Source organism: Paludibaculum fermentans (assembly GCF_015277775.1).
Classification (GTDB): Bacteria; Acidobacteriota; Terriglobia; order Bryobacterales; family Bryobacteraceae; genus Paludibaculum; species Paludibaculum fermentans.
The window spans coordinates 9,322,493-9,339,266 of record NZ_CP063849.1 but is presented as its reverse complement, the minus strand read 5'-3'; the positions used below and the strand labels follow the sequence as shown (position 1 = coordinate 9,339,266).

The following is a 16,774-nucleotide window of genomic DNA, read 5'->3' as shown; positions in this document are numbered from 1 at the left end:
GGATAACTCCTGTAACCGCTACTGCTGCATGGGCGGACGGCCGCCGGGAGGTCCAAAGCCCCCAGGCATGCCGCGCGGAGCCAGATCCCGGTTGATGCCCGACCGCAACTGCTCCTCTGTCAGATAGCCGGTCTTCGCTCCGCCCCAGCTCTCGAACCACTTGGTGAAAGCGCGCGTGAACTGCTCGCGCGTGATGGGCGCGTTCTGGGCTGCGCCCATGGCCTGCTGGAAGGCGGGCGCCAGCATCATTCCGGGTCCCATGCCGCCAGGACCACCCGGTCCACCAAACCCGCCGCGTCCACCCGGTCCGTTGCCGTTAGTGGCCTGGCCCTGCGATTTCCCGGCCAGTTGAGCCGCCACGGATTGCGACCGCGGCCCAACGAATCCCTTGATCGGCTTCATGCCGCCCATTCGCGGCCCCATCCTGCCGCCCGGACCTCCTCCCGGCCCGTCACCCGGGCCGCCCGGAACCATCTCGCCGCCGGGAAACCCAGACGGCTCCACCTGCTGGCCCGAAACCGCCTTCTCAAACCGCGCCAGCTTCTCGGCCGACTCCTCTTTGACCGCCGGCCGGATCAACGCCGCCGTCTCATCCACCTGCTTCGAGATGCGCGCCGGGTCGCCAACCGTCTTGTTCATCTCCGCCAGCTTGGCCAGGTACAGTTTCTTGAATTCGTCCACCTGGAACACGCGCTCCAGGAACCGGTTCTGGCCCTGCCACGGCCGCTGGATGCTCAATTCCGTGCCACCGCCCATCGGGAACTGCCCGAACGAGTGGTCCAGATCCCAGGGCAGGAACTGGAACTTGTTCGACTGTGGATGCAGGTAGACATAGTAGTTCTGCCCCATCGACAGCAGGCTGTCCATGTTGGAGAGCCACACCGTCGCCGCCATAAACCGCGCAAACTCGTCCAGATCCAGGTAGTTCTTCAGGCCCGAGGCAAAAGCACCATCGCTGGCCGAGCTCACAAACCGCGCAAACTCAATCACCCGCTTCTTCTGCGCCTCCGTGAGGTCTTCCTTCGGGTCATACATCCGCTCGTACCTGGACCAGTCGTCACCCATATCGGTGAACAGGTTCTGGCCCACCGGCTTGAAGATTGCTCCGTCCCGGGTGCCGAACCGCTCCTCGGCGAAGTGCTTGTCGATGTCTTCCACCACGGAGTACAGCCCGAAGTACTTGCGGTCATACTTGCCCGGCACGGTCACGAAGACGCGGGCATACGACGTCCGCGGCGAGGGCACACCCGCATCGCGGAACAGCCCGTAAGACAGCGGCTCGTTCATCCAGCTCGCATCGGTGACATTGTTGTGCAGATTGATCTTGGTGAGGCCGGCCAGCTTCTGCCCTTTGACGTATTTATTCAGGTCGATCTTCAGCGACTTCTTGATGGAGTTGCGCGACTCCATATACGAGTTGTTGCCCTTGTAGCGCACCGCCACATCGCGAAACTGCGCGCCGTCGAAATCCAGATCGGCGTGTACATATTGGAAGTCGATCCCCGACATCGCCGAGATGCCGTTGCGCTTGCTGGAGCCATTGCGCGGAGCCATCCCCGGACCCTCGCCGCCCGGTCCACCGGGCCCGCCAAAGCCGCCCGGCCCGCCCGGTCCAGGCATGCTGACCAGCGTGTTCAAACCCGCCCGCAACTGCTCTGTCGTCAATTTGCCGGACTTCTGCTTGTCCCAGGCAGTGAACCAGGCATTGCCGAGTCCATTGAACTCCGCCGCGCTGAGCTTCCCGTCCTTATTGGCATCGGCCTTCATGAATGCCGGCGCAACGATCATCGCGGGACCAAAGCCGCCAGGGCCGCCCGGTCCTCCCGGTCCACCAGGACCTCCAGGTCCGCCCGGCCCGCCGGGAAACCCTCCGCCGCCCTTGGGTTCAATCGCAGCCCACTGGTCCGCCGTGAACTTCAAATGGATGGTCCAGATCCTGGCATTCTGGAAAACATCTGCCGGTTTCGCGGGGGTCGCCGCAACGGCCAGGCCGGCCAGGCCCAGCACTGCGGCGGCGGCCCCTAGCCTTTTCAAGCTGGCGTTGCGCTTCGGATTTCGTTCGTGACTCATGGCGTTTGTAAGGCCACTGTAACGGAACCGACCTTAAGAGAAAGTGAAGTGCCGCCCGCCCGCAACAAATTGAAAACTTAACGTTCTTCATGTTCTCTTAGGGTTCGGTCTGCTAGAGTGCGGACTTGGACTTCAATGCGCGTCCTCATCGTGGAAGATGAACCTGACCTGCTCATGAGCCTGCTCCGCGCGGTGCGGGACGAAGGCTACGCCGCCGATGGCGCGGCCGACGGCATCGAGGGTCTGTTCAAGGCGGAAAACAACGACTACGACGCCCTGATGCTGGATGTCATGCTACCCGGCATGGACGGCTGGGAACTGCTGCGGCGGCTGCGTCTCACCAAGAAGACCCCAGTACTCATGCTCACCGCGCGCGATGCCGTACGCGACCGCGTCCGCGGCCTCGATTCCGGCGCCGACGACTATCTCGTCAAGCCCTTCGACCTCGACGAACTGCTGGCCCGCCTGCGCGCCCTCATCCGCCGCGCCGCCAGCCAGTCGCAACCCATCCTGGAACTCGGCGACGTGGCCATCGACATGGCGGCCCGCACGGTGACCAAGCAGGGCCAGGAAGTCGTCCTCACTGCCCGCGAATACTCGCTGGTCGAATACCTCGCGCTCCACCAGGGATCCGTCGTCACCCGCACCATGCTCTACGAGCATCTCTTCGACGAGAACGACACGACCCTCTCCAACCTGCTCGACGTCCATGTCTCCAACGTCCGCAAAAAACTGGGCCACGACTTCATCACCACCCGCCGCGGCCATGGCTACTCCATCGGCGCCCAACCATGATCTTCAACTCCATCCGCTGGCGTCTGCAGGCGTGGCATGGCGTCATCCTCGCCGCAGTCCTGACGGGCTTTGGCGTCGCCGCCTACAAAGTCGCCCACGACAACCAGATGCGCTCCATCGACCAGGATCTGGGCCAGCAGTTGGATGGACTGTTCCGGCCCCGTCCGCCCGAGGCCAGGCCCCCGGACGACCGCCCGCCGCGCGGCGATCGCGGCCGGCCTTTCCCCTTCGAATCTTCCGAATTCGAGACCAACCTGCGCCAGGCCGTGAGCGAGTTCGGCGCGGCCGGCGGCCCTTATCTCGTGCTTTGGCGCATGAACCAGGGCGCGATCGCCCGCTCGCCCGGCGCACCGCCGGAGGTGCCGGAGCCGAAGGAGGCCTTGGCGCAGGCTCCACCGGAAGTCGGACCCGGCCAGCGAGGCTTCCGCCCTGGCCCGCGAGGACCCGTCCTGGCCCGGACTCGTGGGCAATTCAGGGAGATCTCCATTCCCCTGCCGCGCGGCTTCGTGGTCGTGGCCGGCCGTTCCATAGCCGACGATCAGGCGGCCATGCAGCGCCTCGCCCTCCTGCTCCTGGCCGCGGGCGCCGGCATCTTCCTGCTGGGCCTCGCCGGCGGCGGCTGGGTGGCGGCCCGCGCCATCCGGCCCATTGAAGACATCAGCGCGACCGCGCAGCGCATCTCCGCCGGCGACCTCTCCCAACGCATCGACGTCGCCGACACGGAAAGTGAACTCGGGCGCCTCGCCGGAGTGCTGAATGCCACCTTCGCCCGCCTGGAAGCCTCGTTCACGCAACAGGCGCGCTTTACCGCCGATGCCTCCCACGAACTCCGGACCCCGGTCACCGTGATCCTCACCCAGACACAGACCTGCCTCGCCCGCGAGCGCGGCTCGGCCGAGTACAAAGAGACGCTCCAGGCCTGCCAACGCGCCGCCCAGCGCATGCGCCGCCTGACTGAGTCGCTACTGGAACTCGCCCGGATCGACGCCGGAGAGGAACCCATGCGGCGTGAACGCTTCGACCTGGGGCGTGTGGCCCGCGAGAGCGCGGAACTCATCCAGCCCCTCGCCGAGCAGCGCAAGGTACTCATTCAAACCGACCTCGCCCTGGCCGAATGCGCCGGCGACGCCGAACACATAGGCCAGGTGGTGACGAACCTGCTTTCGAACGCCATCCACTACAACCGCGAGTCCGGCGCCGTCAACGTGGCCGCCCGCACGGAAGGCGAATGGGGCATCCTGCGCGTCTCGGACTCCGGCAGCGGCATCGCCGCGGAAGACCAGCCGCACATCTTCGAGCGCTTCTACCGCGCCGACAAGTCCAGGGCCCGCGCCGAAGGACGCACCGGCCTCGGCCTCGCCATCTGCAAGGCGATCGTCGACGCCCATGGCGGCTCCATCGAACTGGAAAGCAAGCCCGGGGTGGGCAGCACGTTCACCGTACGGCTACCGCTGGCCCACGGCTAACGGCCGGAAGACATCTTCTGGATAAAGCCGCGCGGCAGCAGCAGCCGGACCCGCTCCGGAGCGATATCCAAACTCACCGGAGCCACCCCCGCATACTCGCCATCCACCTGAACGTCGATCGGCGTCGACCCGTTCGCTTCCAGTTGCAGGCTGCGGGCATGGGCCACGGTTACGCCCTTCATCCCCTTCAGGCTGTTGAACAGTACTCCGCTGAAGTACTTCAGGTAGCGGAATGAACTCGGCCCCTCGAACAACACCACGGCGAACTGATCGCTGAGCAGGTTGGCATGCCGTGCGATCTCCAGATCGCCGCCGTAGTTCCGCACCCGGCTGACCAGCGCAAAACTGCAGCGCGACCGCTTCCCATCCATCACCACATCGAACTCCGGCAGCTTTTTGCCCACCTGGGCGAAGCCGCCCTCCCAATAGCTCAGCTTGCCCCAGCGCCGCTTGAACTCCGGACTCACCATCCGCACAATCCGCGCATCCAGCCCGACACCCGCCATGCAGGCGAAATACCGCGCCGGCTTCCCCGGAGCCGTCATCCGCCCCAACGAGATCGTCGCCGGCTCCAAGTCCTGGAATCTGGTCGCGGCCCGCACCAGGTTCCCGCCGATCCCTGTCTCCATGCCCAGGACGTTGGCCGTCCCGGCCGGCAGGATCCCCAGCGGCACCTGCAAACCCGCCATTCCGGCGATCACTTCATTGATCGTTCCGTCGCCCCCCGCGACAAACACGAGGTTCGAGCCCTCATCGATCGCTTTCCGGGCGATCGGGCCCGCGGTATCCGGCCCGGTCGTGGGACACAGCCGGATGGTTCCGACATGCGGTTCCAGCAGGCGCTGGGCCTCGGCGATCATCTGGGGACGGCGAAAAAGCTTTCCGGCGACGGGATTGTAGACCAAAGAGGCCAAGGTTCGAGATGCGTTGGGATCGGACACGTAGTTACGATTATAGATAGTGACTGCCCGGCAACAGATGGATGACTTGCGCGCCCAGTTGAGGCGGCACGAATACCTGTACTACGTGCTGGACGCTCCGGAGATCTCCGACGCCCAATACGACGGGCTGATGCGCCAGCTCCAGGCCCTGGAGCAGGAGCACAAGGACATCCCCGTGCCGCCCGATTCCCCCACCCGCCGGGTGGGCGGCGCCGTGCGCGAGGGCTTCGTCAAAGTGCGCCACAGCGCGCCCATGCTCAGCCTGGACAACGCCTTGAATCCAGAGGAGTTGCAGGCGTTCGACAGCCGCGTCCGCGAGCTGCTCGCCGGCCAGGAGTATCAGTACGCGGCCGAGCTCAAGCTCGACGGCCTGTCCATGGCAGTCCACTACGAGAACGGCATCTTGACCCAGGCCATCACCCGCGGCGACGGCACCGTGGGCGAAGACGTGACGGAGAACGCCCGCACCATCCGTTCCCTGCCCCTGCGCGTCGAAGCCGAATGGCCCAAGTTCGAAGTGCGCGGCGAAGTCATCATGCCGAAGGCCTCGTTCGAGAAACTGAACAAGGAGCGCGCCGCCCAGGAATTGCCCCTTTACGCCAATCCGCGCAACTCCGCCGCCGGGTCACTGCGGGTCCTGGACCCCACCATTACCTCGAACCGCCAATTGGAATACCACGCCTATTTCCTCCTGGTCGACGGGCAACCGGCCAAAGATAGCCATTGGGCCTCGCTCGACGCCATGAAGTCGATGGGCTTCCGGGTGAATCCGCGCCGCCGCCTCTGCGCCAACCTCGAGGAACTCACCACCTTCTGCAACGAAGTGGGCGAACTGCGCGACAACCTGCCCTACGAGATCGACGGCGTCGTGGCCAAAGTCGACTCCATCCCGCAGCAGCGCCAGCTCGGCTGGACCGCCAAGTTCCCCCGCTGGGCCATCGCCTACAAATTCACCGCCCGCCAGGCCGAAACCGTCCTGGAAGGCGTCGATGTCCAGGTGGGCCGCACCGGAGCCCTCACCCCCGTCGCCCGCCTGAAGCCGGTCACCGTCAGCGGCGTCACCGTCTCCAACGCCACGCTCCACAACGAAGAGGAGATCGCCCGGCTCGACCTCGCCATCGGCGACACCGTTCTCATCGAACGCAGCGGCGACGTCATCCCCAAAGTCGTGGCCGTGACGAAACGCCCCGACGGCCGCCGCGCCTTCGTCATGCCCAAGACCTGCCCGGTCTGCCAGTCGCCCGTCATGCGGGCCGAGGGCGAAGTGGCCAGCCGCTGCGTCAACACCAACTGCCCTGCCCGCCTGCGCGAGAGCATCCTCCACTTTGCCGCCCGGACCGTCATGGACATCGACGGGATGGGCGACGCCCTGGTCGATCAACTCGTCGCCAAGGGCCTGGTCCGTAGCGTGGCCGATCTCTACGAACTCACCGTCGAGCAGCTCCGCGACCTCGAGCGCATGGGCGAAAAGTCCGCCAAGAAGATCTGGGACAACATACAGACCTCCAAGCAGCGGCCCCTGCCGCGCCTCATCGCCGGCCTGGGCATCCCCTTTGTCGGCGAACGCACCGCGCAGTTCCTGGCCGATAGCCTGGAGAGCATGGACGCGCTGATGGAAGCCAGCGAAGCGCGGCTGCAGGCCATCGAAGAGGTCGGCCCCAAGATCGCCGAGAGCATCCGCCGCTTCTTCGCCGAATCGCACAATCAGGAACTGGTGCGCCGCCTGCGCGGCTACGAATTGAAGTTCACCCACGAGGCCGCCGTCCGTCCGGCGTCCGGCCCCTTCCTGGGCATGGTGTTCGTCCTCACCGGCACGCTGCCGAACCTCTCCCGCGAAGAGGCCAAGGCGCGCATTGAAGCCGCGGGCGGCAAAGTCACCGGCTCCGTCAGCAAGAAGACCAGCGTCGTGGTGGCGGGCGAAGAGGCCGGCTCCAAACTCGACAAGGCGCGCGAATTGAATATCGAGGTGTGGGACGAAGCCACACTACTCGGCAGGATCGGATCGGCAACAAACGAATGAGTGGATTTCTTGAGTTCCTAAAGGCCCTGGGCCCGATGGGTGCGTTTCTGGTCGCGCTGATAGACGGCATTGGCCTGCCGAATCCCGGCGGCCCCGACTATCTGGTGATCTTCCTGGCCTGGACCCGGCCCGACTCGGCCTACAGCAGCGGCCTGCTGGCCGTCCTGGGCGCCTTGATCGGCAGCCTCGCCCTCTTCTGGGCCGCCCGCAAAGGTGGCGAACGCTACCTCGACGAGAAGGCCAGCGGCCGCCGCGCCATGAAGTTCCGACGCTGGTTCGCCCACTACGGCCTGGTGACCGTCTTCATCCCGGCCCTGGTCCCCGTGGTCCCGCTGCCCATGAAGGTCTTTGTCCTGTGCGCCGGAGCCCTCGGAGTCCGCCCCTGGGTCTTCCTGCTCGTCATGGCCGCCGGCAAGTTCCCGCGCTATCTCGGCCTGGCTTACCTTGGCAAGGAGCTCGGCGAGCACTCCACCCGCTGGCTGAAGGACCACCGCTGGCACTTCGCCCTGGCCACGCTCGCCCTGTTTGCGTTCCTCTTTGTCCTGGTGAAGATCTCGGACGTGCTGCGGGCACGCCGCGCCGTGACTCAAGTACAGTAGCAGTACACGAGCACTCAGCCATGCACACTCCTCTCAGCCGTCGCTCCTTCGTCGCAGCCCTGCTCGCGGCCCCGTCGATCGCCAAGCAGAACCCCAACGACATCCGCGTGGAGAGCGTCAGCACAGAGGAGGAGAGCTACATCTACCGCACCCCGCTGAAGTTCGGCGGCACCGTGGTCGACCGCGTCACCCTGCTCAACGTCAAAGTGACCGTACGCAACCGCGCCGGCAAAACGGCCCAGGGCTTCGGCTCCATGCCGCTCGGCAACGTCTGGAGCTTCCCGTCCAAGACCCTCACCTACGACCAGACCCTCGCCGCCATGCGCGACCTGGCCGTGAAAGCCCGCCAGGTCACAGCGGACTGCAAGGAGTACGGCCATCCCGTCGAGCTGAACTACCTCATGGAGCCCGAGTGGCTCAAAGCGGCCGGCACGTCGGTCCCCAAACTCTGCGCCCTGGTCACCTGCAGCCCGTTCGACGCCGCCATCCACGACGCCTACGGCAAGCTGAACGGCCGCTCCACCTATCACTGTTACACCCGCGAATTCCTCTCGGAAGACCTGGGCCGCTACCTCGGCAAGGAGTTCCAGGGCGAGTACCTCGAGAAGTACGTCCTGCCCGACCCCAAGCCGCGCATGCCGCTCTATCACCTGGTGGGCGCCGTCGACCCCATCGTCGAATCGGACATCACGAAGAAAATCGGCGACGGCCTGCCCGAAACCCTGCCCGAGTGGATCGCCTTCAACGGCCTCACCCACATCAAGATCAAACTGAACGGCGACAACGAAACCTGGGATCGGGACCGCATCCTGAAAGTCGACCGGGTCGCCACCGAAAGCATGGTCAAGCGCGGCACGAAGCAGTGGTTCTACTCTTTGGACTTCAACGAGAAGTGCCCCAACGTGGCCTACCTGATGGCGGTGCTCCGCCAGGTGGAAGAGAAATCGCCCGCCGGCTTCGCCCGCATCCAGTATGTGGAGCAGCCCACCGCGCGCGACCTGAAGACCCACCGCACCAACGTGATGCACGAGGCCTCGAAGCTGCGGCCGGTGGTCATCGACGAATCCCTCACGGACCTGGAAAACCTCATGCTGGCCCGAGAGATGGGCTACACCGGAGCCGCCCTGAAAGCTTGCAAGGGCCAGGCCCAGGCGCTCCTGATGGCCGCGGCGGCGCAGAAGTGGAAGATGTTCCTGTGCGTCCAGGACCTCACCTGCCCCGGAGCCTCGCTCATCCACTCCGCCGGCCTGGCGGCCCATGTCCCCGGAGTCGCGGCCATCGAAGCCAACGCGAGGCAGTATGTCCCGGTAGCCAATAAGGCCTGGGAGAGCAAATTCCCGGGCATCTTCGTGGTGAAGGATGGCTACGTAAAAACGGGCACCCTGACCGGCGCCGGACTGGGAGCCGTAAGCTAGCCGCCCGGTCTACGAAGCCGCCCGTCAGTCCGTTGGGAAGGGCGGGCGCCCTCGTCCGCAGCCGCCCCCCTGGTCGGCCCTCTTGCGGGAAAAACAGGGCCTACTGCTTAGCCGCCGCCGGAGCTGGCTGCCCCGGCTTCCGAACCTTCTCGTAATACCGCTGCACGAAGTCCTGCAGATGCAGCGGCACTTCGTCCCGGCTGATATCGCCGCCGGCCTCGGCATGGTTCGCTGACCGGTTCACATACGGCGTCTTCAACTGCTGGTTCTTCGAATTGGTGACTTCCACCATCACCTCGCCCTGCAGGTTCAACGCCCGCTTCCCCAGCAGTTCGCTGAGCTTGCCCATGGCGTCTTTCTGCTCCGCCAGCTCCGTATCCTTCTTGCCGTCCTGCTTGCCGATGCCGCTCTTTTCCTGGTTGTTCGGAACGTCCTGGTTGCTGCCCGCCTGGTTCGACTTCGCCTGCTGCGCATTGTCGGCATCCCCAGGCTGCTCCCCCGGCTGCGAAGCATCCGGCTCACCCGGCTGGTTCGACTTGCCCTGCTGCGGCTGGCCCTTCTCGCCCTTCTGCTGACCCTGCGACTTCTGGTTCCCTTTGTTCGACGCGCTCTGCTGGTTGTCGCCCTTGTTCTCCATCTTGAGCTTGTCCATCAGGTTCGCCATCGCGTCGCGCATCTTGTCCATCAGGCTTGAATCCTTCTTCTGCTGGTCGCCCTGCTTCGGCTGGGCGGCATTGGGATCCCCGGGCTTCCGCGAGTCCTGCGCGCCGGACGGCGACTGATTCTTATCGCCGCTGGCGTTCTCGCCCTCCTCCGAATTCTGGTCCTCGTTGTTCTGCCCGGCCGACTGCTTGTCGCCCTTCTGGCCCTGCGAGGTGGCTTTGTCCGGATCCTTCACATCCACGGAACGCAGCGACTCCTGCGTCATGTTGTCCCGTTCCATCACTTCCACGCGCTCGCTCTCGGGCAGCGTGAGGGAGAACGGCTCCGCCGGCATCCCCTTCTGGGCGAATTCCTTGGGAGCGCTCTTCACCGGAGCGGGCACCCCGGTCAGCGTATCGAACCGCACCTCCGCGATCGGAGCCCGCAGATCAAAGGTATGCAGTACCCCATAGCGCACAAAAAACATGGCCAGCGAAGCCAGCAGCAGCGCGGCCACCGGCCAGGTATTGCGAGGAGCGCGGATCGGCACAGCCATGCTCGGATCGACCCCGGCGGCGGTAGACTCTGCCTCCGCCTGCACTGCCTCAACAAACTCAGACTGGGCTTTGCCCGGAGCCGCGAAGTGATGGGCAGTGGAAATCAAATCCCGCAAACCCAACTCGCGGTCCACATTGCAGGCAACCTCATACTCACCGGGCAGCTTGTTCCGGCTGCGCCACCAACCGATGGCGACGGTCAGGCAGACCAGGATCAGAGGCCAATACCAGTTCAGGATCTGGGTACCCACCAGCAACAGGACAAGCAGCGCGCCGAGGCCCACCACCAGCCCCCATCCGAAGTGCTCAAGCAGGATCTGCCACACGGTGCGGCGGCGGGCCTGGAGGATGAGTTTGGAGATGGCAGCGGTGTTAGTCAATGGGTTGATTCTTATTATGACAGGGGCCCAAGTCTCAATGGGCGCCCGCTGGGATAGACGCAGGGAGGGAGAAATGGTGTGGAAGCGGGCTGTGGACGTCGCCGAAGCCCCCAGCCCAGTCCCCGAGCGTAAGCGACGGGCTAAGCGCGATCCACCCTGCCTCCTCCCGAAGGGGCTGGCGCACCCCGGCTCAGTACAAGAGCGAGGGGCCCCTCGCTCCCATACGGGAGCCAGCTCACTCAACTTCGCCCCAGAAGCCATCCGAGAATGGGGCAGCGTCACACGGTGCCAGTGTTTGCAGGAGAAGTACGTAGGGCTCGCCCAGCCCAAATGGACAGAGTAAAACCGCGAGGCTGCATCGTCCGTCATCACACTGCAACCCAACAACATCCATGCTGCTGGATAGGCCATCCCACTCCTGGAAATGACGTAGCGCCGCCCAGTCACCAGACCTGACTGCCTGGAGGAGTCCCTTCCAGCGCTCAAGATTCGCTTCCGTGACTGGCGTGCGAGCTACATGCTTGAAAAGGTGTCCGCGGACCGGGCACCCGCAAATTCCGCACTCGGGCAGGACCTCGGAAATCAGGCCACTCATTGCCGCGAGAGCCTCAGCGGGAATTGTCTTTCTCAGTTCGGTATCCACGATGAATCAGCTCAAAACCAATGTGCGTGGTGGCGTGAACGAAACCGCGAGACTACGTCCGGGGGTTGCTACGCCGCCCGCCTCGTTTCCGCTCTCCTAATCCACTTTGCAATCTCCGCCGAACTCGCGCCGATACTCAACAGAGACCGCACCAGTAGATCCAGAGAAACCGAGCGATCCCCAGCCTCCATCTTCGCTATTCGCGACTGGCTCGACCCTGGCAAATGGGCCAGCGCCGTTTGTGTGAGCCCCCGCTTCTCTCTCACTTCCTTCACTCCGGCGGCGAGGGCCAACTTCATCTCGATGAACTGGGCCTCCTCCGTGCTCAATTCCAGGAAATCGGCCGCATCGCCGACCGTCCAGCGGGAACTCCCAAGACGCCGCTTCTATTCGGTGTTCATGGCCTCTCCCTCATAGCCGCCGCTTTCAGGAAGGCAGCCGAACGCTTTGTGCACACTTCGATCACCCGCGGTGGAGTCGATTGTGTCTTCTTGCTGAAGACCTCCAGAATCGCGATCGCATCTTCCGCGACATGGTAGACAATTCGCCACGATTGTTCACGATCCGGAATCCGCAACGCATGACAGTGAACGCCGATGGCGGGCATCGGCCTTGACGGCGGCAGTCCCAGGACGTCGCCCTGCTGAAGGCTGCGAAGCAACAGCCCGGCCTCCAACCGCGCCGTCCGGCTGAAAGGCGGAGTCTTCACCTCTCGCTTCAGCCACACAATCGGCGTGTCAGGTTGTTGCCGCACGGCTCAATATGCCCAATATGACATATCTCATCATGACGGTGGGACCTGTTCGCACATCCACTCGGACCGAGCCTGCTCCACATCGAGCCTGCCCCGGAAGGCTCACTTCTCGTCAAAACACGGCAACAGGAGACCGTCAGCCCACCCTGTCTTCCCTTCCATTTCGTTGCTCGCCCAACCCGCCTATGCTATGGTCAGGTCTCGTTAGGAAACCATGCTCCACCCCTTCACAAACTGTATTTATGCCTGCCTGTTCGTCATCGCGCCATCTGCCTGGGCAGCGGACGAGGTCAAGTTTGACTACCGGGTTCTCTCCACCACCAAAACATCGACCATGGAAAAGGAGATGAATCAGGCGGCTGAGGCCGGGTATTCCTTTTCGAGCTCGATGGGTGGCGAAACCGCGGTCGGCGGCAAGGAGGTCGTGGTCGTGATGGCCAAGGATGACAAAGCCACCCCATCCCCAAAACGCCTTTACAGGCTGCTGGCGACCAGCAAGACCTCGACGATGCAGAAGGAGATGCAGGCACTCGGAGACGAAGGTTTCGAGTACAAAGATCAGACCGTCTTCGAAACCGGATTGGCAGGCAGGGAAGTTGTCGTCATCATGGAACGCATCCAGTCGGGAGAGTCGGGCAGAATCCAGTACCGGTTGTTGTCGACCTCGAAGACGTCGACCATGCAAAAGGAACTGCGCGAGGCGGGCGACGCGGGGTTTGCCCTGGTGGGCATGACGGTGGCCAAGACATCGTTCGGCGGCGCTGAGTTGGTCAGCATTCTCAAGAAGAAGTGAGCATTCCTGCGCCTCAAATCGCCGGTCTGTCTCACCGGCTTGGGCTGCGCAGCCTTCTCTGCCGATCCGCGGACCGCTCTGCCGATTCACTGACAGCCCTCACCGGGCATGAGGCGCGCTGAGTGCTGCAGGGGAAACCCGCGCTTTCGGCCAAAGCGTTCGGAGCGGGCGGCCCGTCATTTACACTCAAATGGACGGCCATTTTTGATTCGACCCAGACGAGGTGATGAACATGCCGCAACGGAATCGACGTTCGTTTGGGTGCACCTGGCTGAATTGTGCCCTAATCCTTCAACTCACCGTCTGCGTGGGAGCCGGAATTTCAGCCACCCAACAGAAACTCGTGAGCTGCAAACCGGCCGCGGAACGAACGCAAACCGAAGGCTGCTGGATCGTCGCGGACAAGGCTCTAGGCAAGCTGCCCGCCGAAGTGTTCTGGACTCTCGATGTCTATCCAACGCGAGAGAGCGTCGCCAAGGCGGGCACGAACCATGCCGCTGTGGTCGAGGCGCTCGGCAAGATCTGGCTGTTCACCGTGGGAGAAAAACCGGCACCCCCGTCGCAAGGCGGCAGGGTCACGCAAATCGGGCCCTTGCCGGTCAAATCGGATGAGGTTTACACCGCACAGTTCATGGAAGGCATTCTCGAGCCTGGTTCGGTGAGCCGTACACACGTTCATTCCGGCCCGGAAGCCTTCTATACCGAGACGGGAGAATCCTGCCTGGAAACTCCGGACGGCAAGCAGGTCGGACGGAAAGGCACGGACCTCATCATTCCGGAAGGAGTCCCGATGGAACTGTCGGCCACAGGATCTGAAACCCGCCGGGGCCTCATTCTGGTACTCCATTCGTCGGCCAAGCCGGCGACCACCGTGGTCGCGCATTGGAAATCCAAGGGGCTTTGTCTCGGGCCCCAATAGAGCAATACCCTCTTCGCGAGCGCCGCTTGGCAGCGAAGACTTCGGACCGGCCTCTTCCTGACCTTCACCCTCCTACTCCGCCCGGATACACTCCACCGGATCCACGCGCGATGCTCTCCTCGCCGGCACATAGCAAGCCGCCAAGGCCGCCAGCAATAGCGCAGCCGGCATCGCCGCAAACGTCACCGGATCCACCGGCGCCACCCCAAACAACAACGACTTCATCACCCGGGTCAATGCCGCCGCGGCCACCAGCCCAATCGCAATCCCGATCCCGCACAGCCCCACGCCCTGGCTCACGAACATCCGCCGCACATCGCGCGCCTGCGCCCCCAGCGCCAGCCGGATCCCGATCTCGCGATTCCTCTGCGAGACGGCGTAGGCGATCACACCATAGATCCCGATCAGCCCCAGCAGCAGCGCCATCGCCCCCGCGATCCCCAGCATCACCAGGGTGAACGAGGTGCGCGCCATCGATAGATCGACCGTCTCCCGCATCGTCTCCGGATTCGCCACCGCCAGCGCCGCGTTCACCGACGACACAACCTGACGGATGTCATTCAACAGGGCGCCCGTGCCGGCACGCTCCGTCCGGACTGAGAAGCTCGCAGATCTGGTCGCGGCCGTGATCGGAGCATAGGCAAGCTCCCCAAATATCGGCCAGTAAACCACCGTCGGGGCCGGCTCCTGCACTCCTCGATGGCGCACGTCCTCCACCACCCCAATCACCTCTCGCCATGGCCGGATATCGGTCGAGCGCACACGTTGCCCGATCGCCCCTTCCACCGAACCCCACATCTCTCGCGCCAACCCTTCGGAAACCAGCACAACCTGACGGGCCCCGTAAATGTCGGCCCACGTGAAGTCGCGCCCCGCCTTCAGCCGCGTGCCCAGCGACCGGAAAAAACCCGGCGACACGTTCAGAAACAGACGCATCGGCGGACTGCTGCCCTGCGCGTAGCTCTGGCCCTGCTTCAAAACCCCGTTCCAGTTCGGAGGCGCACCATCCAGCGGCAGCGCGCTCGCAAAGCCGACGGAAGTTACGCCCGGTATCGCCGCCACCTTCTCGGCTATTGCCTGTTCCAGCCGCGTTGCTTCCTCCTCCGCCGGGACCAGCTCGCGCGGGACATACACCCGGAAGGTTTGCACACCATCTGGCCGCGTGAAGCCCAAATCCACCCGCCGCATCGCCTGGAACGTCCGGATCATCAGACCCGAAGAGATCAGCAATACCAATGCAAGCGATACCTGCACCACCACCAGCGTGTTCCTGACTCGATAGCGATTCCGGCCGTGGCTCATCGTCCGGCCGCCGTCCCGCAGGCCGTAGGCAACCCGCGGACCCGCATAGCGCAATGCCGGGATCAGCCCGAAGATCAATCCAGACACAACCGCCACCGTCGCGGTGAATGCCATTGCGCGCGCATCGAGCCCCACCTCACTCAACCGCGGCAGGTTCGAGGGACCATGCCGCACCAGCAGCTCCAAGGCCATCGACGCAATTCCGAGCCCCAGCGCCCCACCCACACCGCACAACACCAGGCTCTCAATCAGCAACTGCCGGACAATCCGGCCCCACCCCGCGCCCAGGGCCGCCCGCACCGCAAGCTCCTGTTGCCGTGCCTCCATCCGCACCAACAGAAGGTTGGCGACATTCGCGCAGGCGATCAGCATCACCAGGCCGAGCGTGCCCATCACCACCCACAGCACACCGCGCACATTGCCCACCACGCTCTCGCGCAAGGGCCGGATGTTCGGGGTAATCCGCCAGGCTCGATAAACCGACTCCGCCAACGCGTCGCCCGGCTTCTCGTTGTCGATCGAGGGCCAGGAACGCATCCAGACCGGGATCAGCCGCCCAATGTCCGCGTTTGCCTGCTCCATTGTCACGCCGGGCTTCAGCCGGGCGAGGGAGTACAGACCGAACCCGGCCAATGTCGCACCGCTGCGCTCCAGCCGCAGGGGCAGCACCAGGTCGGTCTGCGTGTCCGCAATGCGAAAACCGGCCGGCAGGACTCCGGCAATCTCGCGCGGACGCGCGTCCACCACGATCTTCCGCCCAATCACTGACCGGTCTCCGCCAAATCGCCGTTGCCAGTAGCCATGGCTCAGCAGCGCCACCTCATTCGACCCGGGCACCTGATCCGCGGCCCCCAGCGGGCGCCCGATCTCCGGCTCCACCCCCAGCGCCTGCAGCATTCCATCGCTGACCAGGCTGGCGATCACCTGCTCCGGCTCGGCCAGTCCGGTCACCGTCACAGGCCGGGGAATCCACACACCCATGGCTTCAAACGAACGATTCTGCTCGGCGAAAGTGAAATACATCGACGTCGAAAGGCCCAGGCTGCCGCGGCTGCTGACAATGCCGCCCGCACCCGGAGCGGCCAAAGCCAGGTCCACCAGGGCCTCGGAATGGGGATACGCCAGCGGTTTGAGCAGGACACTATTGATAACGCTGAAGATCGCCGTATTCGCTCCGATGCCCAAGGCCAGCGTCAGGACGGCCACCACGGTAAACGACGGGTGATTTCTCAGCCCGCGCACGGCATAGCGCACATCGCCGCTGATGGAATCCAGCCACTGAAAGCCGTTCATCCGGTAGATCTCCTCTCGCCGGGCCGTCAGATTGCCCACTTGCTTCAACGCCGCGCTGCGCGCCTCCTCCGGCGTCAGGCCCTGCTCCAGTAGGGCATCCGTCACCATCTGGAGATGCGATTCCATCTCCTCGCGCCATTCCTGATCGACTTGATCGCGCCGCAGAAAATCTCGCCAGAACATGA

Annotated in this window: 13 protein-coding genes; 7 read left to right on the top strand and 6 right to left on the bottom strand. The window is 64.2% G+C overall.

The features are described 5' to 3' along the window. Positions 1-18: 18 nt before the first annotated feature. Positions 19-2,070, bottom strand: a complete 2,052-nt coding sequence (locus IRI77_RS37065) for a CotH kinase family protein (RefSeq protein ID WP_194449947.1) — start codon at positions 2,068-2,070, stop codon at positions 19-21. 135 nt (positions 2,071-2,205) lie between these two features. Between IRI77_RS37065 and IRI77_RS37060 the strand changes: the two genes are divergently transcribed. Next, on the top strand, positions 2,206-2,865 hold the full coding sequence (locus IRI77_RS37060) for a response regulator transcription factor (protein WP_194449946.1): 660 nt from the start codon (positions 2,206-2,208) through the stop codon (positions 2,863-2,865). Continuing rightward, positions 2,862-4,331, top strand: a complete 1,470-nt coding sequence (locus tag IRI77_RS37055; RefSeq protein ID WP_194449945.1) for a sensor histidine kinase — start codon at positions 2,862-2,864, stop codon at positions 4,329-4,331. The genes IRI77_RS37060 and IRI77_RS37055 overlap by 4 nt, the downstream gene beginning before the upstream one ends. Here the strand turns inward: IRI77_RS37055 and IRI77_RS37050 are convergent. Further along, positions 4,328-5,245, bottom strand: a complete 918-nt coding sequence (locus IRI77_RS37050; protein ID WP_194449944.1) for a diacylglycerol/lipid kinase family protein — start codon at positions 5,243-5,245, stop codon at positions 4,328-4,330. The two genes, IRI77_RS37055 and IRI77_RS37050, sit on opposite strands and share 4 nt — an antisense overlap. 64 nt (positions 5,246-5,309) lie before the next feature. Between IRI77_RS37050 and ligA the strand changes: the two genes are divergently transcribed. From ligA to IRI77_RS37035, 3 genes are read left to right on the top strand one after another with little or no spacing between them, the layout of a single operon-like run. After that, complete coding sequence (gene ligA, locus IRI77_RS37045; protein ID WP_194453930.1) at positions 5,310-7,292, top strand: NAD-dependent DNA ligase LigA; 1,983 nt, start codon at positions 5,310-5,312, stop codon at positions 7,290-7,292. Further along, the gene (locus IRI77_RS37040; protein ID WP_194449943.1) at positions 7,289-7,891 is read left to right on the top strand and encodes a YqaA family protein; all 603 of its coding nucleotides are present in this window, start codon (positions 7,289-7,291) and stop codon (positions 7,889-7,891) included. The genes ligA and IRI77_RS37040 overlap by 4 nt, the downstream gene beginning before the upstream one ends. 20 nt (positions 7,892-7,911) lie before the next feature. Next, the gene (locus tag IRI77_RS37035; protein ID WP_194449942.1) at positions 7,912-9,306 is read left to right on the top strand and encodes an enolase C-terminal domain-like protein; all 1,395 of its coding nucleotides are present in this window, start codon (positions 7,912-7,914) and stop codon (positions 9,304-9,306) included. Positions 9,307-9,406: 100 nt separating this feature from the next. Here IRI77_RS37035 and IRI77_RS37030 read toward each other — a convergent pair whose 3' ends face one another. The 3 genes from IRI77_RS37030 to IRI77_RS37020 all read right to left on the bottom strand — a co-directional run bounded on the left by IRI77_RS37030 (position 9,407) and on the right by IRI77_RS37020 (position 12,282). Next, positions 9,407-10,885 carry a hypothetical protein gene (locus IRI77_RS37030; RefSeq protein WP_194449941.1) on the bottom strand — a complete coding sequence of 493 codons (1,479 nt, stop codon included), beginning with the start codon at positions 10,883-10,885 and terminating at the stop codon, positions 9,407-9,409. A gap of 711 nt (positions 10,886-11,596) precedes the next feature. Continuing rightward, complete coding sequence (locus IRI77_RS38815) at positions 11,597-11,857, bottom strand: helix-turn-helix transcriptional regulator (protein WP_407674024.1); 261 nt, start codon at positions 11,855-11,857, stop codon at positions 11,597-11,599. Between the two features lie 68 nt (positions 11,858-11,925). Continuing rightward, complete coding sequence (locus tag IRI77_RS37020; RefSeq protein WP_194449940.1) at positions 11,926-12,282, bottom strand: type II toxin-antitoxin system RelE/ParE family toxin; 357 nt, start codon at positions 12,280-12,282, stop codon at positions 11,926-11,928. A 214-nt stretch (positions 12,283-12,496) separates the two neighbouring features. On the opposite strand from IRI77_RS37020, the gene IRI77_RS37015 reads away from it, so the two are divergent. Together IRI77_RS37015 and IRI77_RS37010 are read left to right on the top strand one after the other, a co-directional pair. Next, positions 12,497-13,075 carry a hypothetical protein gene (locus IRI77_RS37015; protein WP_194449939.1) on the top strand — a complete coding sequence of 193 codons (579 nt, stop codon included), beginning with the start codon at positions 12,497-12,499 and terminating at the stop codon, positions 13,073-13,075. Between the two features lie 343 nt (positions 13,076-13,418). After that, complete coding sequence (locus IRI77_RS37010; protein WP_194449938.1) at positions 13,419-13,994, top strand: cupin domain-containing protein; 576 nt, start codon at positions 13,419-13,421, stop codon at positions 13,992-13,994. Between the two features lie 72 nt (positions 13,995-14,066). Here the strand turns inward: IRI77_RS37010 and IRI77_RS37005 are convergent, their stop codons facing one another. Further along, positions 14,067-16,772, bottom strand: coding sequence for an ABC transporter permease (locus IRI77_RS37005; RefSeq protein ID WP_194449937.1), 2,706 nt, complete (start codon positions 16,770-16,772; stop codon positions 14,067-14,069). Positions 16,773-16,774 lie beyond the last annotated feature (2 nt).